The sequence below is a fragment of the Eubacterium oxidoreducens genome (assembly GCF_900104415.1).
GTDB classification, from domain to species: Bacteria; Bacillota; Clostridia; order Lachnospirales; family Lachnospiraceae; genus Eubacterium_C; species Eubacterium_C oxidoreducens.
Map to the genome: position 1 here is coordinate 1 of NZ_FMXR01000020.1, position 23,809 is coordinate 23,809.

General features: G+C 43.0%; 15 protein-coding genes and 1 pseudogene. All 16 read right to left on the reverse strand.

Going from position 1 to position 23,809, the window contains the following annotated elements:
* Positions 1 to 396 precede the first annotated feature (396 nt).
* Positions 397 to 1,128, reverse strand: a pseudogene (locus BLS20_RS11970) (FadR/GntR family transcriptional regulator).
* 57 nt (positions 1,129 to 1,185) lie between these two features.
* Positions 1,186 to 1,860 carry a carboxymuconolactone decarboxylase family protein gene (locus BLS20_RS11975; RefSeq protein ID WP_090174604.1) on the reverse strand — a complete coding sequence of 225 codons (675 nt, stop codon included), beginning with the start codon at positions 1,858 to 1,860 and terminating at the stop codon, positions 1,186 to 1,188.
* Between the two features lie 84 nt (positions 1,861 to 1,944).
* Complete coding sequence (atpC, locus tag BLS20_RS11980) at positions 1,945 to 2,358, reverse strand: ATP synthase F1 subunit epsilon (RefSeq protein WP_090174605.1); 414 nt, start codon at positions 2,356 to 2,358, stop codon at positions 1,945 to 1,947.
* Between the two features lie 12 nt (positions 2,359 to 2,370).
* Entirely contained in the window at positions 2,371 to 3,762 is a 1,392-nt protein-coding gene (gene atpD / locus BLS20_RS11985) for a F0F1 ATP synthase subunit beta (RefSeq protein ID WP_090174606.1), read from the reverse strand.
* Positions 3,763 to 3,778: 16 nt separating this feature from the next.
* Positions 3,779 to 4,666: an ATP synthase F1 subunit gamma gene (gene atpG / locus BLS20_RS11990; RefSeq protein WP_090174607.1), complete on the reverse strand. Its 888-nt coding sequence runs from the start codon at positions 4,664 to 4,666 to the stop codon at positions 3,779 to 3,781.
* 6 nt (positions 4,667 to 4,672) lie between these two features.
* Complete coding sequence (gene atpA, locus BLS20_RS11995) at positions 4,673 to 6,175, reverse strand: F0F1 ATP synthase subunit alpha (RefSeq protein WP_090174608.1); 1,503 nt, start codon at positions 6,173 to 6,175, stop codon at positions 4,673 to 4,675.
* Entirely contained in the window at positions 6,176 to 6,688 is a 513-nt protein-coding gene (atpH, locus tag BLS20_RS12000) for an ATP synthase F1 subunit delta (protein ID WP_176762401.1), read from the reverse strand. It abuts the gene before it with no gap.
* Entirely contained in the window at positions 6,669 to 7,169 is a 501-nt protein-coding gene (atpF, locus tag BLS20_RS12005; protein ID WP_090174610.1) for a F0F1 ATP synthase subunit B, read from the reverse strand. Before atpF ends, atpH begins: the two co-directional genes overlap by 20 nt.
* 37 nt (positions 7,170 to 7,206) lie before the next feature.
* Positions 7,207 to 7,428 (reverse strand): ATP synthase F0 subunit C, encoded by a 222-nt coding sequence (gene atpE / locus BLS20_RS12010; RefSeq protein ID WP_479723614.1) that lies wholly within the window; start codon positions 7,426 to 7,428, stop codon positions 7,207 to 7,209.
* Positions 7,429 to 7,446: 18 nt separating this feature from the next.
* Positions 7,447 to 8,148 carry a F0F1 ATP synthase subunit A gene (locus BLS20_RS12015; RefSeq protein WP_090174612.1) on the reverse strand — a complete coding sequence of 234 codons (702 nt, stop codon included), beginning with the start codon at positions 8,146 to 8,148 and terminating at the stop codon, positions 7,447 to 7,449.
* Positions 8,149 to 8,349: 201 nt separating this feature from the next.
* Entirely contained in the window at positions 8,350 to 10,035 is a 1,686-nt protein-coding gene (locus tag BLS20_RS12020) for a leucine-rich repeat domain-containing protein (RefSeq protein ID WP_090174613.1), read from the reverse strand.
* Positions 10,036 to 10,042: 7 nt separating this feature from the next.
* Positions 10,043 to 11,170, reverse strand: a complete 1,128-nt coding sequence (srtB, locus tag BLS20_RS12025) for a class B sortase (RefSeq protein WP_090174614.1) — start codon at positions 11,168 to 11,170, stop codon at positions 10,043 to 10,045.
* Between the two features lie 10 nt (positions 11,171 to 11,180).
* Complete coding sequence (locus BLS20_RS12030) at positions 11,181 to 18,728, reverse strand: fibronectin type III domain-containing protein (protein WP_143010268.1); 7,548 nt, start codon at positions 18,726 to 18,728, stop codon at positions 11,181 to 11,183.
* A 243-nt stretch (positions 18,729 to 18,971) separates the two neighbouring features.
* A complete protein-coding gene (locus BLS20_RS12040; RefSeq protein ID WP_090174617.1) occupies positions 18,972 to 19,445 on the reverse strand; it encodes a flagellar export chaperone FliS in 474 nt (157 codons plus the stop codon).
* Between the two features lie 10 nt (positions 19,446 to 19,455).
* Positions 19,456 to 20,538, reverse strand: coding sequence for a flagellin N-terminal helical domain-containing protein (locus tag BLS20_RS12045; protein WP_090174618.1), 1,083 nt, complete (start codon positions 20,536 to 20,538; stop codon positions 19,456 to 19,458).
* Between the two features lie 95 nt (positions 20,539 to 20,633).
* Complete coding sequence (locus BLS20_RS12050) at positions 20,634 to 23,654, reverse strand: DUF6240 domain-containing protein (RefSeq protein ID WP_090174619.1); 3,021 nt, start codon at positions 23,652 to 23,654, stop codon at positions 20,634 to 20,636.
* Positions 23,655 to 23,809 lie beyond the last annotated feature (155 nt).

Consider the following 23,809-nt stretch of genomic DNA (forward strand, 5'->3'; position numbering starts at 1 on the left):
ACCGCCTCGTTTCCTTGTACGGTGGTTACTCCTTTCAGAGCATTTCACACAGACCTCCCTAGGTACCACACGTTTCTTCCTCTCCATCCATCTGCCTCATTTATCATGCATGATTCCGTGTAGTTATTGGGCTTCGACTTGGATTGCAGCCTTACCCTCATGCATAACCTCGTATGAGATTTCTGTTCGTCAGACCAGAGATTTGCCCGTGGGTTAGTGTGTTCCCCACATCCAGCTTCCTTCAGATTCCACCTCGCGGCGGACACCCTTGCCTTCGGCTATATCCTTCCCACTACCGGGCGGATTCGGGACTTGAACCCGTTAGAAACGTGCGCCGCTAGGCGCACAATCTAAAAAAAGCTGTCGCATTATGCGGCAGCTTTTTTGATATCAAGATTATAAAAGAAGCTCTTCTTGGGCACTCAAAAGGTGCCCTTCCATAATTCGATAAGCTTCCTTCGCGTCCTGCTGTTCAATCGCGTCTAAAATACGTTGATGTGTATCCATAATATAATTATAGCGGTCGCTATTATCTTCTCTGTCACCCGATTCAAAAACAACCGAAAGTCTCTATGCCATGATATGGCGACATACCAGCAGCATAATCTGAAACATCCGGTTCTTGGATGCTTCTGCTATGGATAAATGAAAGCGAAGATCACAGTCTGCAAATCTATCTGCATCGCCTTTGGCCAGTCTTGATTCAAGAAGAATATCTTTCATTTTACTTAACTCTTCTTCGCTTCTATACTCTGCCGCCGCAGCAGCTGCCCTTGTTTCTGTTATTAAACGAAACTCCAGCACATCTGCAATGTCTATACCATTCATTTGGATGATCGATTCTAATGACTCTACAACGCCTTCCACTCCGGGTTCTTTTACCACCGCTCCGCTGCTTCTAGAAACGCGCTCAATATAGCCGTCCTTTTCTAGAAGCCTTAAAGCTTCCCGAATTGTAGAACGACTTCTGCTAAATACTTCCATCATTTTACGCTCAGATGGAAGACGGCTGCCAACTGCAATATCACCACTTATCACTAATTTTTTTAGTTGTTCATAAATCGCATCTGCCGGCCTGTTATCTCCAACCTCATGCATTTTCTCAATATATGGATACTTTTCTCTCATACGCCCTTTTATTGATATCTAATATTATTTTGTGAACTCCCCTTGCCAAAATCTCGCCTAAAAAGAGATATAAAAGATGATTTCATCAAATGGAACTACTTCCTCGTCATCATAACCGCTCTCATCATCATACACCATGTCGAGATAGCGCTCTTCTTCCTGATCATAAATCTCCTGGCGGATTCTAGCATATAACGCCTTACAATTATCATCCTCATCGAATGCGATCTTTTGCTCTTTTGCCTGTTGAATCAGCTTAAGCTCGGCCTTTGACACCTTACAGATATATTCCGTATCTGTAAAATCACCAAGTCCAAATTCCAAAATCGCATGAAATGTGTATGCTTCTGTCGCGTTTGCGTCATCACTAATCTCAAAGCATTCACTCGTTTCAAAACCATCCTCGTCCAAGTCCCAAATCTCTTTTGCAAGATGAAAAGCCGCCCAGGCTTTTGGCCAACCAACGTAGAATGCAATATGGGTAATAATTGCTGCAATTTCCCTTTGTGTGACACCGTATCTTTTGGCATTTTCCAGATGATATTTCAAAGAATCATCTGTAATCCCCGAAGAAATCAGTGCAACAACGGTAATTGCCGCGCGTGTCTTGACACTGATATCTGCATTATTCCAGTTCTCACCGAATAATACATCATCATTAAAATGTGCAAAATCCGGTGCGAACTGTCCTAATTGCTCTTGTCCGGCGGTTTGTTTAATTTTCTCAGCCATAAAACAGCCTCCCTGTAAATCTATATCGTTAAATAATTTTTCATACATTTTACCGCCAAACAAATCAGAGTTCAAGATACTTCGCTATCTTTTATACTTATGAGCCTCACGAATACGACTCATTGCGCGCGCCATTGCAGCCTTAGACTGAAAATACTGCTGCTGGCTCTGCTTTTGTCTCAATTGCTCCTTTGCACGATCGAAAGCTTCTTGCGCTCTTCGAATATCAATTTCTTCCGGTTTCTCTAATGTATCCACAATGAGTTCTACATGATTGTCCATTCCAATCTTGGCAAAACCACGGCCACATACGCCTACGTGATTCTCCATGTCAGAATCCTTGACCACCACTTCGCCCGGATCCACCGCTATAATATACGGCTCATGATGCGCCAAAATTTCTATCTGTCCGTCAATTGCCGGAAGAACAAGTGAAACCGCATCTCCGTCAAAGAAAATCTTGTTCGCGGCAATCACTTTTAAATCAAAGTTTTCCATAAGCGGTCCTCCTTAGTCTGCCAAGGCATTTGCCTTTTCCTTCACTTCATCAATTGTACCTACATTGAAGAATGCATTTTCCGGATATTCATCCATCTCCCCATCAATGATTGCTTTAAAACCACGAATCGTTTCCTTAAGCGGTACGTATTTGCCGGGAATACCGGTAAACTGTTCCCCAACAAAGAACGGCTGTGACAGATAACGCTCAATTCTACGCGCACGATGCACGACCATCTTATCTTCCTCTGCAAGCTCTTCCATACCAAGAATCGCAATAATGTCCTGCAACTCCCGATACTTTTGCAGAATCTCTTGTACCTTTCTTGCAACTTCATAATGCTCTTCGCCAACTACATCCGGTTCAAGAATTCTCGAATTGGATTCTAGCGGATCAACTGCCGGATAGATTCCCTTTTCTACAATCTTACGAGAAAGTACGGTTGTCGCGTCTAAGTGGGCAAATGTTGTTGCCGGCGCCGGGTCTGTAAGGTCGTCCGCAGGGACATAGATTGCCTGTACGGATGTAACAGAACCTTCCTTTGTCGAAGCGATTCTCTCTTGAAGTTCTCCTAGCTCATTTGCCAATGTCGGCTGATAACCAACCGCTGATGGCATACGACCCAAAAGAGCAGATACTTCCGATCCGGCCTGCACAAAACGGAAAATGTTATCGATAAACAACAAAACGTCCTGCTTTTTCTCATCTCTAAAGTACTCCGCCATCGTAAGACCGGTCTGTGCCACTCGCATACGAGCTCCCGGTGGCTCATTCATTTGTCCGAATACCAGAGCCGTCTTCTCAATTACACCAGACTCGCTCATCTCGGTCCATAGATCATTACCCTCTCGCGAACGCTCTCCAACACCGGTAAAGATCGAATAGCCACCATGCTCTGTAGCAATGTTTCGAATCAGTTCCTGAATCAGAACCGTCTTACCAACACCGGCGCCACCAAACAGACCAATCTTACCGCCTTTTGCATAAGGGGCGAGAAGGTCAATCACTTTGATTCCTGTCTCAAGCACCTCTACAACCGGACTTTGTTCCTCAAAAGATGGCGCCTCACGATGGATTTTCCACAAATCGGCATCCTTTATGGCTTCTTTTCCATCAATGGTTTCGCCCAAAACATTGAAAAGTCGACCGAGTGTCTGTTCGCCAACCGGCACTTCAATCCCGCTTCCGGTTGCGGTAACTTCCATTCCCTTATATAAACCTTCGCTTGATGCAAGTAAGATACAGCGCACGGTATCATTCCCGATATGCTGTGCTACTTCCATCACGCACTTTTTTCCGTCATTGATAAGCGTGAGAGCATCCTTAATTGCCGGAAGATCATGATCTGCAAACTCTACGTCTACAACAGGTCCCATAACCTGCACAATTTTTCCTGTATTCAATTAACTTGTCTCCTCTCTAACTATTTTTATTTTTCTGTGATTTCGCACCGGCAATGACTTCCGTAATCTCCTGTGTGATTGCGGCCTGTCGGCTGCGATTATATTCCATCTCAAGCTCGTGAAGCATTTCATGCGCGCTGTCCGTTGCCGACTGCATAGCTATCATTCGTGAATTTTGCTCGCAAGCATACGACTCAACCAATGCACCGTAGATATAACCGCTTATGATATCCGGAACAAGATGTTCAAGTACGGCATCTACCGATGGATGATATTCAAATGTCTCTTCATAAGCACTGTCTTCCTCCAGCTCAAAATCTGTTCGAACCAGCGGAAGAAGTTTCCACATCTGCGGTTCCATCTTAAATGCATTTATCATTTTGGTATAGACAATGTAAAATTCATCGACAAGATTCAGGTTAAAGTCTTCCATCACCTTATCGGCAATAATACGAGAACGATGCAGCGTCGGACTTTGAACGGTATAATTGAACGTCGCATCCATATCAATCCCACGTCTTGCAAAATACTGCCGCCCGGTTTCTCCTACTACATAAAGCTTGTTTTTCTCGCCCTGCAGCAACAGCTTTTCTGTCATCTTAAGCACATTATGATTATATGCTCCGGCAAGCCCCTTATCTGCGGTAACAACAATATACGCCCGACGAAGCTCCTTAGCTTCGATTCCCGCTCCTCTGGTAAAAAATACACTATCAAGCTGTGGAATGTCTTCTAGAATAGACGCCACTGCATTTTGCTGTTCCACAAAAAACGGCTCTGTTCTTTCAAGCGCAGCCTTGGCTTTCTTCATTTTTGAAGATGAAATCATATACATTGCATTCGTGATTTTCATCGTATCCCGAATGCTTCTCATTCTATTTTGGATTTCTTTTGATCCTGCCATATGCTATCACCTGTTTTTAAATTCTTTCACGATTGCGAGAATCTGATCGGATAGTTCATCGGAAAGCTCTTTCGTCTGTTCAAGTTCTTGTTCTATTTCCGGATGAACGTCTGCAAAATACTGCAGCATCTCCGACTGCTTTTTCTTAATTTCCGCTACCGGATACTCCAAAAACGCTTTATGCGTTGCAGCCCAAAGGGTAATTACCTGCTCTGGCATTGACAAAGGCTTACATAGCGGCTGCTTAAGAAGCTCCATAAGACCTGCTCCGTAAGCCAATTGCTGCTTGGTCGCCTCATCAAGGTCTGAACTAAACTGCGTAAATACTTCCATCTCACGATATTGAGCAAGATCAATTCGCAGTGAACCGGCTGCTTTTTTCATGGCTTTGGTCTGCGCTGCTCCTCCTACACGTGATACCGAAAGACCTACATTGACCGCCGGTCTCATTCCGGAATTGAACAGATTTGTCTCTAGGAAAATCTGTCCGTCTGTAATTGAGATTACATTTGTCGGAATATATGCTGACACATCACCTGCCTGCGTCTCAATAATCGGAAGTGCGGATATGGATCCTCCTCCTTTTTCATCTGACAAACGTGCAGAACGCTCTAACAACCTTGAATGCAAATAAAAGACATCACCCGGATAAGCCTCACGTCCCGGAGAACGCTCAAGCAAAAGAGACAATGCACGATATGCAACGGCATGCTTGGACAAATCATCATAGATTACCAGCACATCCTTTCCCTGCTCCATAAAATGCTCTGCGAGCGCTGTTGCCGAATACGGCACAATATACTGAAGCGGAGCCGGATCGGATGCCGTTGCTGCTACTATCGTCGTGTATTCCATAGCATCATGCTTTGTAAGTGTTGCTAACACCTTTGCAATCGTCGATGCTTTCTGACCAATTGCTACATAAATACAGATAACATCCTTTCCTTTCTGGTTGATAATGGTATCCGTAGCAATCGATGTCTTTCCGGTCTGACGATCTCCGATAATCAGTTCTCGTTGTCCTCTTCCGATTGGAAACATCGAATCAATGGATAAGATTCCTGTCTCAAGCGGTACCGAAACTGACTTTCTCTCCACAATTCCCGGCGCCTCATGTTCAATCGGACGATATCCTTCTTCCTTGATGTCGCCTTTTCCATCAATCGGCTCACCAAGGGCATTGATAACTCTTCCGATATAATCCTGCCCTACCGGAATTCCTGCTTTTTTCTTTGTACGGGTAACTTTCGTTCCCTCTTTAATGCCGGTATCTCTTCCGAACAAGAGACATCCGACAGAATTTCTCTTAAGATCTTGTACCATGCCTTTGACACCGTTTTCAAATACCACGATTTCGCCGTACATGACCTCATCTAGTCCGTAAATAGTTGCAATTCCATCTCCTACCCAGATGACACTTCCTGTCTCCTGCGTATGAGCCTCGAATTCATAGCTTTCAATTTCCTGCTTTAGTAATGCAAGAACTTCTTCCGCTTTAATTGCAGCCAATTACTTCACCTCCGTCCTATTTAATACCTGCCTCATCTTAGTGATCTGGCGGCTTAGTGAATAATCATATTCCCGATTGCCAATTCGAATCATAAATCCTCCAACCAATTCCGGTTCCTGTATAAATGTAAAACTGACATCCGTCTTGTGATACTTCTTGCAAAGATTATCTTTTAGTTCATCGATTCTTTCTTGCGTCGGTTTCGTTACGTAATAAAAAGTCGCCTCTAGTACATCGTCTTGTTTGAAAATAAGACTTTGATAAGCCGAGACAATCTCCGGTAATAACGCTAGCGATCCATTCTTGCACAAAGTTGCCATAAGTGCGCGTGCACTCTCTGGAAACAACTTCTCCACGAGACGTTTCTTCTCTTCAAAATGTACCGCCGGTGACGATAAAATCTTTTTTACCTGCTCATAATCTTCGCACAATTTATGCGCTTGTTTGATCTCTTCGATTGGCGTTTTGGCTTCAAACAGGACTGTAGCATAATTAATTACTGCTTGTGTCACTGATTTCACCTACTTTATTCAAATATTTCTGATATATCTCCTCATCCGTCTGTTCGCCGGTTGCTTCTGTCATAATTTTCATTGCAGCCGTAACCGCTAAGGATGCAATCTGTCCTTCCACCTCGCTAAGCGCCTGCTCTTTGCGCCGTTCGACATCTGCCTGTGTCTGTTTCATCATTTTATCCGCCTGCTCATGTGCATTTGCCACAATCTCCTCAGATTGTGCTTTTGCTCTGACTCTGGCACTTTCAATGATCTGTGCGGACTCTTCTTTCGCATCATGCAACGCATCCTCATACTGCATCTTTAACGCATCCGCCTGTGTCTGGGCTTTTTGTGCTTCATCAAACTGTCCTTGTATGAGTTCTTCACGTTCTTTGATGACTTTCATAATCGGTTTAAACAAAAAGATACGAATCAGAAGGAAAAAAATTATCAGGTTCACGATTGTCCATATGATATTGGCATCTATACGAAGCATCGTATGTCACCCTCCTTTCCTTGCTATGATGAGATGATTACTGTACAAAGAACATAATCATAATTGCGACTACGAGTCCATAGATGGCTGTTGCCTCCGCAAGTGCACAACCTAAAATCAAGTTCTTGGAAATCTTGCTTTCTGCTTCCGGCTGACGTGCAATCGCTTCTACCGCTTTCGATGTTGCAATTCCAATTCCTACTCCTGCTCCAATTCCTGTAAGTGCTGCAATTCCAGCTCCTAATGCTACTAATGACATAATTAATCTCTCCTTTTTCTATTCATCTACTACCATTTCTCTAATATATAGAGAAGTTAAAAATACAAACACGTATGCTTGTATAAAGCCGTCAAAAATATCAAAATATAAACTTGCCGCTACCGGTACTGCAATCGGAACGACTGCTTTAATCAGTTCCATAATTACAAATGCTCCGATGACATTACCAAACAATCGCAAACATAGCGAAAACGGTCGTATAAACAATTCGATTATATTAATTGGCGTAATGATCGCAACCGGCTCGGTAAATCCTTTGAGCCATCCTTTCACACCTTTCTTGTGAATTCCAGAATACTCAACAAGTACAATACTCATCACTGCCAATGCAATCGTAACGCTAAGATCCTTCGTTGGTGGTTTAAATCCAAATATTCCCAATATGTTGGCTGTTCCAATGTACAGCATAACTGCCATCAGATACGGAATGTAACGCCTACCGTTCTTCCCAACAATTTCATCGAACATACCTTGAATTTTCAAGAAACATGCTTCTAATATAATCTGCCGTTTCGACGGATTATGCACCCTTAGATTACGTGTTATACATATGGAAAATATAATCCAAAAGGCCATGATTCCCCATGTGACCACAACGGATTCTGATATTTCAAGCCCTCCAAACAACGGGATTGTAAACGCTGTTCCACAGTTAAGCTGCTCTGTCAAATCCGAAATCAGTTCCTCCGTATTTCTCACCTCCTTGCATAAAACAAAACACGAGTGCGTCTTCTTGCCGAATTACTTCTGTAATGGTTATGCTCCAATCAAAAAAATAATGGCTACCACGCCTTCGTGATAACCATTATTATAGTCCTTTTATTTTTTTAATTCTATGACAAAATCGACAGTTTTTGTGCAGTTTAAACAGATTTTTTTAGGTATATTTCTACTATACCCTTATGCACTTTTACCATTTCTTCGAATTATCAACAAATATCCGCCTACTGCTGCAACCGCAATTATCAGTAAATAACGAATATCAAAACCATCTGCAGTTGTAGGTGTTCCATCCTTTACATGGATTCCTTCACTAAGCCCTACATAATTAGAACAATGGTTTTGGCTGACAACAAGATAACCATCTTCCGAGACCGTTCCATAAGAAATATTCTCAAGCTGATCGTCCTCGCACATATAATAGTAAAGCGTCTCACCCGCATATTTGGTTCCAATCGGAACATAGACATAAGCGGTAGCCGGAAGTTCTCCTTCATAATAATAATCCAACTCAAACGCAAAATTCTTGGAATTCATCTCCTGTGCATCGACGGTACGCTTTTTGTATTTCAAGATAAGATTCACACGCATATCGTATTCATCAACATCATCCACCAAAGACATAGAACCCTTGGCAAACTTCACCATAATTCCATCCTCTGTTTCAAAACTGATGTTGTAATTCTTGTTCCAGCGGATATACTGTTTCATTTCTTTTCTTGTAAACGGTTCCTGATCGTCTGCTACTTGTATTGTCTTGGTTTCGATCGTATCATCAATTCCCGAAATCACTTCTACACCATAATAATTCGGTGATGACGGATCTAAACTTCCCGATGTACTTGCTGAACTTCCGGAACTACCGGAAGAAGAACCTGAGCTTTCGCTTTCCTCCTCATCCGAGGAAGAATCCTCCTCATCTGACGAAGAATCGATTGCTTCAAATGGAATATTATTATTGTTCGCGTATTTATTTGCTGCACTTTTTGATTTTCCCCGGATAAGGTTGACTTCCCAACCGGACTGCGCACCGATTGATGTTACGGAAGAAGGAATTGTCACAGTTCCGATGCTACTGCTTGAAAAAGCACCTGACTCAATCGTCTTGACACTGCTTGGAATCTTAAGCGATGTCATGGTACATCCTGTAAATGCGCCCGACGCAATCGTCGTTGTTCCCGACTTTATAGATACGCTCGTCTTTCCTCGCGGTACGTAAAGCAGCTTATTGCCGGAATACACGCAACCATCTGAGGAAGAATAACTTCCCGATACACTGATGGATGTCAGATTCGTACATCCGGAAAATGCGCTAAAGTCAATTGAAGAAACCGATCCGAGATTAACGGATGTTAAGTTCGAACAATTTGCAAATGCTCCCGATGGAATCGAGCCTGCTCCGGATGGAACTGTAAAGCTCGACAAGGAAGTACACCCCGAGAAGACCGATGCCGGAAAGCTCGATGAACTGTAGCTTACCGATGACAAGGAACTACATCCTGCAAATGCACTGCTTCCAACCGATGTAATCGTAGACGGAATGCTAACCGATGACAGATTGGTACAATTCGAAAATGCACCCGCTGCAATCGTCTTCACCGAGGATGCAAATGATACGCTTGTAATCGATGGATTCCCCGAAAATGCAGATGCCGCCACTTTCGTAACACCGGACGGAATGGATACTGCTCCCCCGGTTCCATTATAGGCCGTTAATACACCATCCGTTATGACAAATTCTTGTTCCGTCTCATCAGCCGTTACACTGCTGCCCTTTGCAACAATTGCCTGGGAAGCCGGCGCCGCGACTGCAACGACCATGGCAAAAGCCAAAACCCATGCTATAATTTTCTTTCTTTGTTTCATCTTTCGTTCACTCCCTCTTGGCAATCACAAATAACCTGCCGTCCTCCACATAGCTGTTGCATGTTGACAGCGTAATAAGCTGATCACCATATGAAATGTCTAAATCTCCATAAACTGAAAGCTTATTTAACTTCTTCACAATCTTATTAAAGTCTGCTTCATCTTGTGCATTGATAAAATCATAATACCGAAATCCCGAATCATCCTGATAAGACACTTCAGAAAGTCCAACGCCAACCACCTTATAGGTTTGCTTTTCATAAATCGTATCAAATGTAATTTCTTTATGTTCTTTATAAAAAGATTCCTCAAGATAATTCTTCAGTGTTCCAAACATGGCTCCACTTCGCATATTATGCCCATATATAATAAGATTCGTATCTCGATTTACAAAATCATTTCGTCCATCTAAGAATAACGAACCGTTATTGTCTTTTGTCTTTTCAAAACTATGCTTGAGATAGTAAGAATTGTCTCCCACAATCTGCATAACCGGGTAATTAATCTGTGTTCCGTCAATCTCAAGCCATCCTATCAAATCGTTATTTTGCTCATAAATACTCTCAAACTCCGGAAGTATCGTAAGTGTCGATGGGTCAATCTCTTCTTGGGTCTGTTGCGGCTCATCCGTCGTCTCTTGTGTGGTTTCTTCTTCCGTCGTCGTCTCTTCTTCTGTTGCAAAAGGCGATACGTAACTTTCTGCGTATTTGCTGACCGCAGTTTCATGTTCTTCTTGAAGATTCGTCAAATTCTGTGTATTGACATCACTTCTATGTTTTTGTATGGCAAATGTAATTGCACATACCGCCGCAATTATAATCAGCAGCACGCCTGCAATCACCCGGCCCTTACTGTTTTGTGGATTTTCCAGTCGCTGTGTATATTGTGTCAAAGAAAGTTCATGCGAATGATTCGCTACAATATCTGACACATAAACAAAAAAGCCGTTGCCAACCTTCGTTTTAAATGTAATCTTGTTGCTTCTAAGCAGCTTATAAAGACGCAAGGATGCATCTTCATCATAAATATCGACTTCATGGATGATGCCTTTGATCTTCTTGACATCATCCAATCCATCTAAATATTCCTCATAAGTATCAAATTCATACTGACCGATTTTGTACTTTTCTTCCATAGTGCTAAATCTACTTTACTTTTACTGTCCTGACAGAAGAGTAACTACTATAAACCGTCTTGCCATTTACCTTGGCATATGCACGAATCTTGTAATATCTCTTCTTGCCGGATGTCCCCTTAGTATCAGTATAACTTAATACCCCGGATTTTGAAATTGTTTTTAATTTTTTGTAGGTACCCTTTTTCTTGGAAGCTACATATATCACATAACCCTTGCAAGAAACCTTCGACCATTTCAGTGTAACCTTTCCCTTCGAGGTCGATGTCGCTACGCTAAGAGTCGGTGTCTTTGGCAACGTTGTCGCAGCCACTTCCGTAGATGAAGCACCATATGATTTTACTCCGTTTTGCAGAACATATGCGCGAACCGTTACTTTATAATACTTCTTGGCTTTTAGATTCGTAAGCTTTAACGTCGTCTTCGCACTTACCGTTCCAAGCTTTGTCTTGTTATCCGATGTCCACACCTCATAGCCGCTTGCACCGGTTACTTTGGACCAGCTTAGCGTCATTGTAGAAGACGTTGTCGACTTAACTTTCACGTTTTTGACCGTATCCGGTGTAATCTGGAATCTAAGTATATTACTTCCGGTATAATTACCGCTTCCTTTTACTGTTACGATTGCCGTACCGCACTTTGTGTTGTTTTGGTAAGATACGACATAATCGGTTCCGTTCTTTAGCTTATTGGTTCCATTGCTTACAGTTACGGTCGGCGTCTTCGCCTTTCCGTTATAAATCGCGTCGGACACATCGGAGAACGTCAGTGTATTAACACTTCTTTGCGTAATGTAAAAGCGTATCGTCTTTACTCCGGTATAACTACCTGTACCCTTGATGATAATCTTGCCTCGCTTATCGCTGCTTGCGGATACCGATACATTATCCTCATAAGTCACCGTATAGTCCGTATTCTTAACAAGCTGCGTCGTCATGCCGGAATCCGTATACACTTCCACATCCGGCGTAATTGCGCTTCCTGTATAAACATAAGATGGCGCATAAGAATTAGGATCTACATAGATTCCGGAAATACTGTTTTTAATTTCAAATGTCTTCGTCACGTTATACCAATAATGTGAACCATTTACGGCTTCAATCGTCATAGTCGCGGTTCCGACATTGACATTATTTGTGTAAGTCACCGTATAATCCTGATCCTTTACGAGTATATTACCTGCGCATTCCACAACCAGATTCGGTTCTATTGCCGAACCGGTATATGCATATTCTTCCTCATAGGTATAGGTTGCATCATCAATCAGTGATCCGTAGATATCAAAGTTTAGCGTAATGCTATCCGTATAAGACCCCATTCCCGTGATGGTGATGGTTGCCTGTCCGGCATTGACATTATTACTGTATTTTACCGTATAATCGATACCTTTTTCCAGCGTATCCGGCTCACCGTTTATCAAGTTTAACGCATCCGTTACAACTACTGACGGCTTATACGCAGAGCCTTTATACTCTACCTGTGCCTTCTGTGCATCCTTAAGCTGCGCGCTGATTTCTTCATTCGTAAGAGAACGCGGTTCAATTGTATAATTGGTTTTATACGTTCCGGTGAAATTACCGGTACCGGTAGCTGTTACCAGTACGGTTCCAACATTGGTATGATCCTCTGCATAGGTAAGCGTATAATCTATTCCCTCTACAAGTGCTTCTCCTGCGTAGCTCATCATAAGCCCCGGCTCAAGAGGCGAACCGGTATATTCCTGATTGGCGATTCTTTGTGTTGTAACGTCTTTTAGCTGCGCCGGGTTAATTGTAAATGTCACTTCTTTGCTACCTACATAACACTTTCCGGTTCCGGTACCGGTTACAACGATCGTCGGGAGCGTATCGGTATCCGTATCTCCACTATAGCCTCCGGCATCAACGTTATTTTCATAGGTAACTTCATAATCAACACCTTCTTCTAACGTTACACCTCCAGCAATCGCTCCACCAACTACAACTACTTGCGGCTCATGGGCTGTGCGATCGTAAGTATAGGTTTCTTGTCCTGCTGCAATCGTCACACTAATCTCGGAAATATCATATCCAATCGAATAGTACTCGGTTGTCTGTCCGGTTACATTTCTATCATCCAGTGCCTGAATTTTAACCCAGGCAGCGTCCTTATCGACGTCTACATTATTGCCGCCGTAATGCAACGTATAGTCTTCATCTTCCACAAGCACTGTGCTTCCAACAGATATCACGATATGATCCGGCGTTACCGCCTGTTCGGTATAGATCTGATCATCCACTCCGCTAATGGTTGCCTTGGAGATATCAAGCTGCGTAATTTCAAATGTGAGATCAATGATTTGACCTTCATATTCTCCCAGACCGGTAATATGAATCGTTGCAGTTCCTACATTCAGATTATCACTGTATGTAATTTCATAATCCGTTCCTTCCTCAACTTCGATTCCGGATTTTGCAAAACTATTAGCATAGATATTAAGCTGCGGCTCTATCGGATCTCCCGCATATTCATAAGACGGCGTTGTTCCATCTTCAAATTCATCAACAAATTCTGCTGCCAAATCTCCGCTACTGTCTTGTATCGTAAACGTACCCATCTTGCTTCCGGTATAATTGCCCATACCGTAAATCGTTATCGTAGCAGTTCCAGGCTCTATGTTGTTCGCATAAGAATAATCCTCAGCCGTCTCATCATATACCACATAATAATCCGTGCCTTCTACCAGCACTGTAGTATCATCCTTGACAACCGGCACCGGCTCAAGATATGCCCCGTGATCCCAGGTCTGCACCGGAGCCGTTATGGATACCAAAGACGAGTTAATATTCTTAGGTGTGATTGTAAACGACAGCGCTCCGGTTCCCATAAATACATCCGAGGTATCGGCTGCCGTTACCAGAATCTGCCCCAATCCTATCTCTGTATTCTCTCCGTATGAAATCGCATAATCATCCGCATAAGAACTGTCATTTAACAAATCAGCGCTGATGACCTCTCCATTCGTATAACTAAGCGTCTGTATCTGCGGCACAATCTCTTCGCCGGTATATTCGGCATCCGCTATCGTACCCGTTAAGTTACCATCTCCCAGATCGTAGCGAATCGGGAACGTCGTACTGATTTCTTCTAGATAACCACCTGTTCCTACTAGCGTAACCGTAGCTTCTCCTACCTCAATATTATTCTCATAAGTCAAGGTAAAGTCTTCCCCGAGTACTAAGGTGTCACCTTCAAATGTCACGGACAAATCATCCGCATCGAGGGTTACTTCTGATCCCGTATAAGCCTGCGGTGCGATATCTGCAATCTGCGCTCCTGTAATCGAACGGCTGATAATAAATGTTGTATAAGCCGTTCCCACATAGAAGCTGTCTGCGCTCATAATTGCCGTAATCACATATTTGGCAATGCCTGCTTGTGTGTTGTCTTCATAAGAAACCGTATAATTGACATCTTCTACCAATGTCTCATAATTATCTTCGTCTCCATAAGTGACCACCACATCATCTACCGTCACTGCGGTACCGCTATATGCACGACTTGCAATCTCTGAGAACATCGTCATCGGTGCGCTTGTCGAACCAAGATCATAGCCGATTGAATATTTCTTGGTCAATGTGCCATCAAAATTACCAATACCTGTAATCGTCATATAGGCCGTATTATAACCAACCGTCAGATTGTTATGATACGTAATTTCATAATCAATTCCTTCAATTAAGCTTTCATCTCCTACCTTGACTTCTACATCTGTAGGATATGCTCCGGTTGACTTGTATGCCACCTGCGAAGTATAAGTTACGGTCGCATTGGTAAGCTTACCAACTACACGGTAGTATATCTTCTTGCTTCCGGTAAAATTATTCACGCCTCGAATCGTAACTTCCTTCACACCCGGTGATGCAAGATCTGTATTCGCTGTATAATCTACCAGATAATCAGAGTTTTCATCAATTTCTTCTTCTCCGGTCGTGATCTCCTGACCATTCAGTTGTGATGTATTATCATTTGCTGAACCGGTATTGGAGCTGTCATAGTCATAACGAACTTCCAGATCTCCGGTTTGATCATCCAAATCAATCGTTCCCAACATAACCGGACTACCTGTATAGGTATAGGTGAGATCTGTATCTTCCGTATCGACGCTCCAATAATGAGAGCCATCACCCGGATCTTCAATCGGATCACCCTTAATATAGATTGCTCCTAGCTTAATATCGTAGCTGATTCTGTAATAAGCAATTCTGGTGCCGGTATAATTACCGGTTCCTGTAAAGGTGATTTTCGCGATTCCAACCTTATTGATATTGGCATATGCCGTTGTATAATCCTTGACCTCGGTATTGCTTCCTTCTTCTAGAATCACAACACTTCCATCTGATAACGTATCCTTTACCACCGGATCGGTATCCGGATAGAACGTCGTCTTGGTATCTTCATATAATACCGTATTGATACTCATTACCGTAATCGACGCGGAACCAATATTTTTCTTGTTTATCGTAAATGGCACATAAACGATTCCAAGGACATTATTCGTACCCACCACTTTTAGATAATAGGTTACGCTATTACCATCCGAATCCACCGCATTCTTTACAGTAGCTGCAATAGTTCCTTGTGCATCTGCATACACACCTGCCACGGTATAGTCTTCGCCCTCTACAAGATCGATTTCATTTTGACTACTGTCTCTAAATATCAAACTGTAATCAAGATCTTCAAATGGAATCTCCATTCCGGTGTAGGTATTTGTCACATATGCCGTCGGCGTATAATCATTTAAAGAAATCTGACTTACTGTAAGCGGATGTCTCTTAGTCGTATAAAGGTTTAGGAAATACTTACTGGTACTGGTCGGAATTACCTTCACATAATAAGTACCTGCCTCTGTAATCGAAGATAACTGCGTATTCGATGTGTTACTTGGATAAACTTCAAGTGTATAGTCCACATCCTTGGTCAATCTGGTTGTGACGGTATTTCCACTTTCATCTTGCTCTTCAATCACAATCTCACCATCTACTTCATCAATAAGATCTTCTCCTGTGTAAGTAAGATCGTACATGGCATAAGTAGCTGCATTCTTAACTTCGTCAAGATTATACAGTATTTCATATTCTAAGCTTTCATCCTGATTGATATAATTACCCATACCGGTAATTAACACGTGCTTTGTTCCTACCGTTGTATTGTTTGGATAGGAGACGCTATAGTCAACGCCCTCCGTCAAGGTAACACTGCCGTCCTTTACGACCACGCTTGGCGCCGGAAGATTGGCTGCCACAGCCGAATATGCAGAATAGCCATGATAATTACCACTTGCAAAGCTTACCGTAATATCCGAATTCTCTCCTGTGTTAATGGATCTTGAACCTATATTAAATGTCTTGGTACGACTTCCGGTATAATTGCCAATACCTGTAATCGTAATCGTTGCTGTTCCAATCTGGTCATTATTCTCAAAGCTAAGCGTATAGTCCGTACCTTGCACCAATGTAGCACCTGTCTCAGAATCGGTAATTACCGGATTCACTTCGACAGAGCCATTCGGGTTAAATGGCTGCTGTGCAATATCTGCTACCGATACGGTAGCATCTGAAATCGATTTTTGATGAATGGTAAATGTCTTTGTCAACATACCGGTATAATTTCCGGTTCCGGAAATCATTACCGTTGCCGTACCGGCATTGACATTATTGGAATATCCGCTGATGGTATAATCCGTTCCTTCCTCAAGTTCATTTACCTGCGTATGCGTACCACCACTGCCATCGGAATACGTATAGCTGTATGTCACATCCAGGTCAACATCATTTTGCGCACTTCCATCATAGGTATGTGTGCTGTTGATGGTAACTTCAATGCTAGACTCATCGGTATCCGCATCTGTAAGATTCTTTCTAAGAATCGTAAAGTTCGTGGTTGCTGTCTGTCCTTCCCAATTTGATCCATCTGATCCGGTTACCGTGATTGTTGCCGTAGAACCGGCATCAACATTGTTACTGTATACCGTTGAATAAGAATTGCCTACATCTACTCTTGCTCCGCTTCCATACTGGGTCTCCCAGTTTGATGCGTAAACGACTATCTCCGGCTTGATTGGCAGACCCGTATAGGTATAAGTTGCGGTGGAATCTGCAAGCTCAACTTTCAAATCTCCGTCGCTATCATTAATAATAAAAGTTGCTATCGTGGTTCCATTGTAATTATTACAACCCGCGATTGTTATCGTAGCCGGGGAACCGCTCGTACTTGGATTAATATTGTTATAGTATCCCATAATGGTATAATCCGTTCCTTGCTCCAGCGTATAGCCCCCATCTGTCAAAATAATCTCATCATCCAGCCCGGTAATCGAACGTCCTGTCCAAGTCTTATCCGCAATCGCCGCTACGGTTGTCTCGCTAATCGGTTTCGCAGCAATCGAATAATTCACAGTTCCTGTTCCCATATACAAGGAAGAGGACTCTTCTGCTACAACATCCACAGATGCGGTATTCGTTCCGGCATTGATATTATTCGTATAATTCTCCAGATAATAATCTCCGACCGCGCCTCCACCGGACTCTGTCAGTGTCGCACTATAACCGGAATTCGTATAAGTAAGCGTATAGGTTCCGGATGTCAAGGTAATCGCACTGCCGGTATAGGTCAGCGTGGAATTTGGTGTAAGTGTCAATCCACTGCTTAAATCATATCGAATCTTATACGTTGCCGATACCGAAGTGTCATTATCAAAGTAATTACTTCCCGTAAAGGTTATGGTTGCGTCGTCTCCAACTTCCACATTATTCGAATACGATATCGTATAATCATCTGACGTAAGCGGAATATTACTTCCTCCGAACGTAACCGTATAATCCGATGCGTCCAATCTCACATCCCCACCGGTATATGCTTTCTTCATGGCATCCGAATCAATGGTTACTGTGGCTTCACTGATATCGGAAAGTACTCCAATTGTCGTAACTGCCATTTGGTCAAAATCAAGATCGACACCGGAAGCATCCTCTAGCTCTGCCCAGCTTGCCGCTGCTCCATCCTTATAATAGCAATCCGTCTCTCCGGCCGTATCATTTGCCAGCACTTTAATCGTGGAACCGTCACTACTACTTAGTGTCACTACAATTGCACATTTTTCTCCAACCTTTACTCTTCCGCCGTTTATCTCAACGGTCGTTGATCCGCCGGACGAACAGGTTCCTGTTACCAGTGTATCAAGTGCAGCAGTTCCACTATCCGGATCGTTTCCTGTAAGATCGGTATATACCTGAACCGAATAGCTAATAGACTTTGATGTTAATACACGTGGAATAACAATCGACTGAATCTCTTGCGTCAGCCATTCTTCCGTCGTCAAAGTCGAACTGTTTTGCTCTGCTGTAATTATGCTGGCAATGCTTCCTCCACTTGCTATTGTTATGGTCTCTTCAACGTCTTCACCAACATCATAGGTATACGTCGCATCCGTCGTATCTGCCTGTGCCGTGACAAGCGATGTTGTTCCATTCATCCCAAACACCATTCCAAGTGTTAGCACTACTGCTATTATTCGTTTACTAACTATCTTCCTCATAACCTTTACCTCGCATCCTTGTGAGATCTTTATTTCCAGGGATTCCTCCCGTTTTTTGCCTATGTATCTACTTTATATTTTGGCACTTTTTTCCTAGTTTATCAACTAAAACGACACTATTTAGGTACACCAAAAGCAGGCCTACTTGCCCTATATCTACATTTATCGGAAACTGTAGATTTTTCCTTAACCTTTTTCGCGAAAAAAAGGGAAAAACCTTTTTATTCGGCTTTTCCCTTATAATCACGCTAAAAATCCTCTATTAATATCTCCGATTAAATTCTCAGAAAGTTCGTTTCGTCCATACGTCATCCCTGCATATACCTTTTGTGTATTATGCATCATAGGCCCGGAACTATCTTGCCTTGCCAATTCAGCAAATGCCTCCTTAATCGGTCTTAGTACTACCTTCGCCTCTTCGATTCCACTCAAATCATAACGATACATCGATACCGACAAGCGTTCTAAGGCAAATTGATACAGCCGATATAACTGCGCTGCAATCGGATACTCAAAATTCAAATTGGCCTTTAGCTGTTGTACGGTTCTTGTTGCACCACGCACAGCATCCTTAAAGGCATTATGTTCCTGTGCCTCTTTGGCTGCTTTGGCTTCTTCCATATAGGCAAAACAGATATCAAATATAATCTCTACCAGCTCCGTCTTATTCGCCTTCGATATCCGTCTGGTAAAATCCTGCTTTACATGTGCCTGCATATGCTACCTCCTACTGCAATAACTGAAGTACCTGTTGCGGAATTTCATTTGCCTGTGAAAGCACTGAAGTTGCCGCCTGCGAGAGCACATTTTGCTTTGTATATTCCGACATTTCTTCTGCCATATCGACATCTTCGATTCGCGATACTGCAGATTCCATATTTTCTTCAAATGCATCTAGTGAACTTACCGAATAATCAAGTCGATTCTCATAAGCACCAAGTTTTGAACGTGTCGCACTGACCTTTGCCAATGCCTCATCTAATAACGCAATTGCTTCGCCTGCTCCTTCTTCTATGGTCACATCAATCTCGTCAATATGAAGACTCTGTGTGTCGATTCTTGGAATCGAAACATCCACATCCTGACCTTCATTTGCTCCTATCTGGAGTGTCATCTGTCCAAGGTCTGTCACTTCCAAAGTCGCTGTACTTCCGGCCTTTTTAACTGTCATGCTCATTTCAAAACCATTTTCATCCGTAATGGTGATATAATTTCCTGATGCTGTCCACTCCGCCGTATCGCTGAATCCGGCTCCAAGCGTTATGGAAGCGTCAGTGGTTCCATCTGTGGTGACATCATTTACCACAATCTGATAAGTACCAACCTGTACATCATCTGCTACCGTGATATTGCTCACAACAGAAGAATCCGAAGAATATGTTCTCCGTTCCAAAGTTCCATCCAGCAAGGTCATGGTATTAAATTCTGTATCCGTAGAAACACGATCAATCTCCGCCTTCAGCGCCGTAATCTCAACCTGAATAGCCTCTAAATCCGTTGTCGTATTCGTGTCATTTGCAGCCTGAACAGCAAGCTCTCGCATTCGTTGAATCATAGAAGTCACTTCATTAAGAGCACCATCTGCTGTCTCAATCACGCTCGTTCCATCGGAAGCGTTTCTTGATGCCTGATCAAGTGCCTTAATCTGTGCATGCATTTTGTTCGAAATTGCGATGCCTGCTGCATCATCGGAAGCATGATTGATGCGAAGTCCTGAAGAGAGTCTTTCAATCGATGCCGTGACTGCATCTTCTGTTCTCTTAAGGTGATTGTTTGCGGTTACTGCTGACATGTTATGATTAATTTGCATATGTAATACCTTCTGTTCTTTCTATGCTTCCGTGCATATTGTTCCATCCGTGTTTTGTTTTGTGTTACTATTATCGGCCGTTATGGCCGGATTGTTTAGTCTCTTACGGCTTCTAAAAAGCTTTTTGCAAGTCTGTACAGCGAGCTTGTCAAAACTTCATGATCCTTAAGTGCAAGATCGTTTTCTCCTGCGCTATCTAAGATGGCATCACTGTCAATCTTAGAAGATACAACGGTCTGCAATGTGCAATCTGTATCAAGACTGTCTGCAAATTGTTCTAGCACCTTCTCCATCCATTCTTTGGACGCTTCATTTTCCACGGCAATCTGACCGGCAATCTTGCCGGAAGTCACCTTGAATGTACCTGCCACTTCTCCAAAGACTTCGTCCGCAAAGGATACTGCTACTTTGCCCCTCTCTTCGCTTGCACGTACAATCTTAAGCTGAACCTTTGTCATCTGACCGTTTACAAGCACCGGTACCGCATAATTTTCTTCTGATGACATTTTCGTCCCCAATTTGATTGCCTGATTCAGCATCTTAATCTGGCGAATGCTCATAGATGTTGCTTCATTATTCTCCATCTCTGTACTCATAGCTTCTTCTGCTACATCTGCAAGATGTTCTTGCGCTTTTGCCATATCTTCAGGCGTCTTCATCGCTTCCCCAAATTCTTCTAGAATCTGCTGCTTGACTTCTTCTAATGCATCTGCTTCAAGTCCGGTACTTTCAAACAACTGCGAAAATACTTTACCGTTTCTTTGGCGAATCAAATGAGCCGCTTGCAGATGATACATCGTCTTTGGAAGTTCATATCGGTCTAGCAATCGGTATACGCCTTCTTCCATCTGTGCACATTCTTTCGCCTGTGCAAGCTGCTCTTCTTCGTAGGAGTAATCGGCATTTTGCGTCTCACTCTCCTGCATTTTCATCTGTGCTAAAAGTTGCTCCGGCGTCAATGTCATCGGATTTGCCACCCCTTCTAAGATGGCCGGACCATTGTTTTGAAGTTGGCTAAATGCCTGCTTGGCCGCAAGTTCCTGGTAGCCACTTTCAATCTGCGCCGATATCGAATTGGTGATGGCCGCGGATGTCTCTACTTCTCCAAAATTGTCATCTATGGTAACTTCACTGCCTTGTTTTTTCATACTTCTTGATGCCATTAGATAATTTTCCATTGTAAGTGCGGCGCCTTGTTGCATCAAAGTTCCGGTCAGCATGCCATCTTGATTGGAAATCTGATTTAACAGACGATAGATTCCAACATAGCTGTCTCTTTGTGCATCAGTCATTTCCCCTTGCTGCTGTACTTTCCACAAATATTCGGAATACTTTTGCGCCGTTTCATTTTCTGCATCCTGCAAGATATCTGCAGCCAACTCATTTAACTCATCCACCGTCTTTGTCAATGGATTATCCCCGGACCTAATCATTTCCATGACCACCGACGGTTTCATCCTATCAAGCATCAGCTGTACCTTCGCGTCTGTAACTTTAACAGCCGAAATATTCTCCTGTGTGATTTCCATACTGTTATAGCCAAGAATACGGACGGCTCTCTCATTTTGCGGTGTGCTCTCAAGATCCAACTCAGCTAAGATTGCATCCACATTGCGAAAGGCCTTTGTAATGGAATCTCCCATATCTGCCCTCGGTGCTGTCATGACAGTCTCATACCGGCTTTCCGCTTTTGCATAAGCAGCATTAACAGATTCTGCTGTCTGCTTAACCTGCGCAAGTGTCTGTGTCATAATTTCCCGATGACCAATTACCGCCGCTGCGGAATCCTTAATATATGACAACGTATCTGTCGCATTTCGATACGTATCAAGATTCTCCGGTGTAGGCTCTATTCCGTTTCCACTTAACCTTGCTGCATCCATCTGCTGCTCGGTCTTTTTGAGTTCTTCTACGACTTTTGACAACTCTTGTGTCTCAAGCTGAATACCTTTTTTAAGCAACGCATAATTTGCTTCCACTGTCATACTTAGACGAATCTCTTCTAATTGTCTATGTGCCTTTACCTGATCATAGTCACTAAGAATCAATGTCTGCTCATCAAAATCGGCATACTGACCCTCTTGCAGTTTCGAAAGGTTTTCTATTGTCAGCGGCTCATTGTTTTGCTCTAAATACTGAATCTGTGCCTCTGTTGCCGCTTCTACTGTTGCCATAGCCGCCTTCGCCTGCTCCAAAAGAGCATTATCTTGCACAAGCATTGCGTTGGTTGCCTTTCCCCCAAGTGCAATCGCATCCAAAGATGCATCTACAACTTCTCCGACCGTCTGAAATACGGTTATGTCTTTTAATTCTTTTACATATTCCAAGTTCTGCGTTGTAAGCGGTACTTCCTGCTTTAACATCCAGGCTGCATCTTCAAGAGCACTCGCATCCTCTCTTGCAGATTCCCTTACCAGATCTTGCAGCATCGAAGTAACCTGCCCATCAATCTCTACGGTATTTTGGGTATAAGAAACAGAGCTAAAGGTTGCTTTATAAACATTTTCCAATGTTGGAGATAGACTTTGCTTAACCAGATAGGCAATCGCCTTTTCACTGATTTCTTCCCCGCCGGCTGCCACTTCCGCAGCCATAGTCAGCGCTTCCTTTATGCCCTGCTCATTATTCTCGGTCATCGTCAGTCCGGCGCCTTTAAACGCATCTTGAATCTGGCTTGCGTACGCCGCACTTCCCACAACCTCTTCTAATGCCTCAAGCGGTATGTCATCTCCAAAGTACGTCATGTCACTGCCGCCCTTAGCCATTTCAATCTGTATTTTGTCTGTTACTGTAAGAACTGCCTGTGGCTCGTCCTTTAACAGAGAATATCCTGCATCCAGTGCTTCTTTATATTCTGCCGTCGTCATGGTATCTGCCACATAATTCATGGACGCATTTTCAAAAAGATCTGCTCCTTCTACTTCCTGGACAAATTCTTCTATGGACTTTGCCTGTGTATAATTGTCCGAAAGCATACCCTGTCCACTGATATAATTTTGGTTTGGCTGCCAGATGACACTGCCGGCGTGTTTCTTTGTCGCCTCTTGTATCGTCATCTGCGAATTTGCGGTATTTATTTCGCCCGTTCCTACGGTATTTAATCCATCTATTTTCATAATGCGCTCCCAAAAACGTGGCATCCTTGTCTGTTATTTTGCATCCTTGCAAATCCATTTTCTACAGTTTATGTCGGCTGATTATTTTTAAAACTTTAGACTCTGTTCTTTCCTTGCTTTTTTGCCCCCTTGCTACTATTATAATATTTGAGAAA

What these genes read in the sequence shown, in the direction of transcription:
- BLS20_RS11975 (WP_090174604.1), bottom strand. Translation starts at nt 1,860, where the DNA reads ATGGCTGAGAAAATTAAACAAACCGCCGGACAAGAGCAATTAGGACAG.
- atpC (WP_090174605.1), bottom strand. Translation starts at nt 2,358, where the DNA reads ATGGAAAACTTTGATTTAAAAGTGATTGCCGCGAACAAGATTTTCTTT.
- atpG (WP_090174607.1), bottom strand. Translation starts at nt 4,666, where the DNA reads ATGGCAGGATCAAAAGAAATCCAAAATAGAATGAGAAGCATTCGGGAT.
- atpF (WP_090174610.1), bottom strand. Translation starts at nt 7,169, where the DNA reads ATGCTTCGTATAGATGCCAATATCATATGGACAATCGTGAACCTGATA.
- atpE (WP_479723614.1), bottom strand. Translation starts at nt 7,428, where the DNA reads ATGTCATTAGTAGCATTAGGAGCTGGAATTGCAGCACTTACAGGAATT.
- BLS20_RS12020 (WP_090174613.1), bottom strand. Translation starts at nt 10,035, where the DNA reads ATGAAACAAAGAAAGAAAATTATAGCATGGGTTTTGGCTTTTGCCATG.
- srtB (WP_090174614.1), bottom strand. Translation starts at nt 11,170, where the DNA reads ATGGAAGAAAAGTACAAAATCGGTCAGTATGAATTTGATACTTATGAG.
- BLS20_RS12030 (WP_143010268.1), bottom strand. Translation starts at nt 18,728, where the DNA reads ATGAGGAAGATAGTTAGTAAACGAATAATAGCAGTAGTGCTAACACTT.
- BLS20_RS12040 (WP_090174617.1), bottom strand. Translation starts at nt 19,445, where the DNA reads ATGCAGGCACATGTAAAGCAGGATTTTACCAGACGGATATCGAAGGCG.
- BLS20_RS12045 (WP_090174618.1), bottom strand. Translation starts at nt 20,538, where the DNA reads ATGCAAATTAATCATAACATGTCAGCAGTAACCGCAAACAATCACCTT.
- BLS20_RS12050 (WP_090174619.1), bottom strand. Translation starts at nt 23,654, where the DNA reads ATGAAAATAGATGGATTAAATACCGTAGGAACGGGCGAAATAAATACC.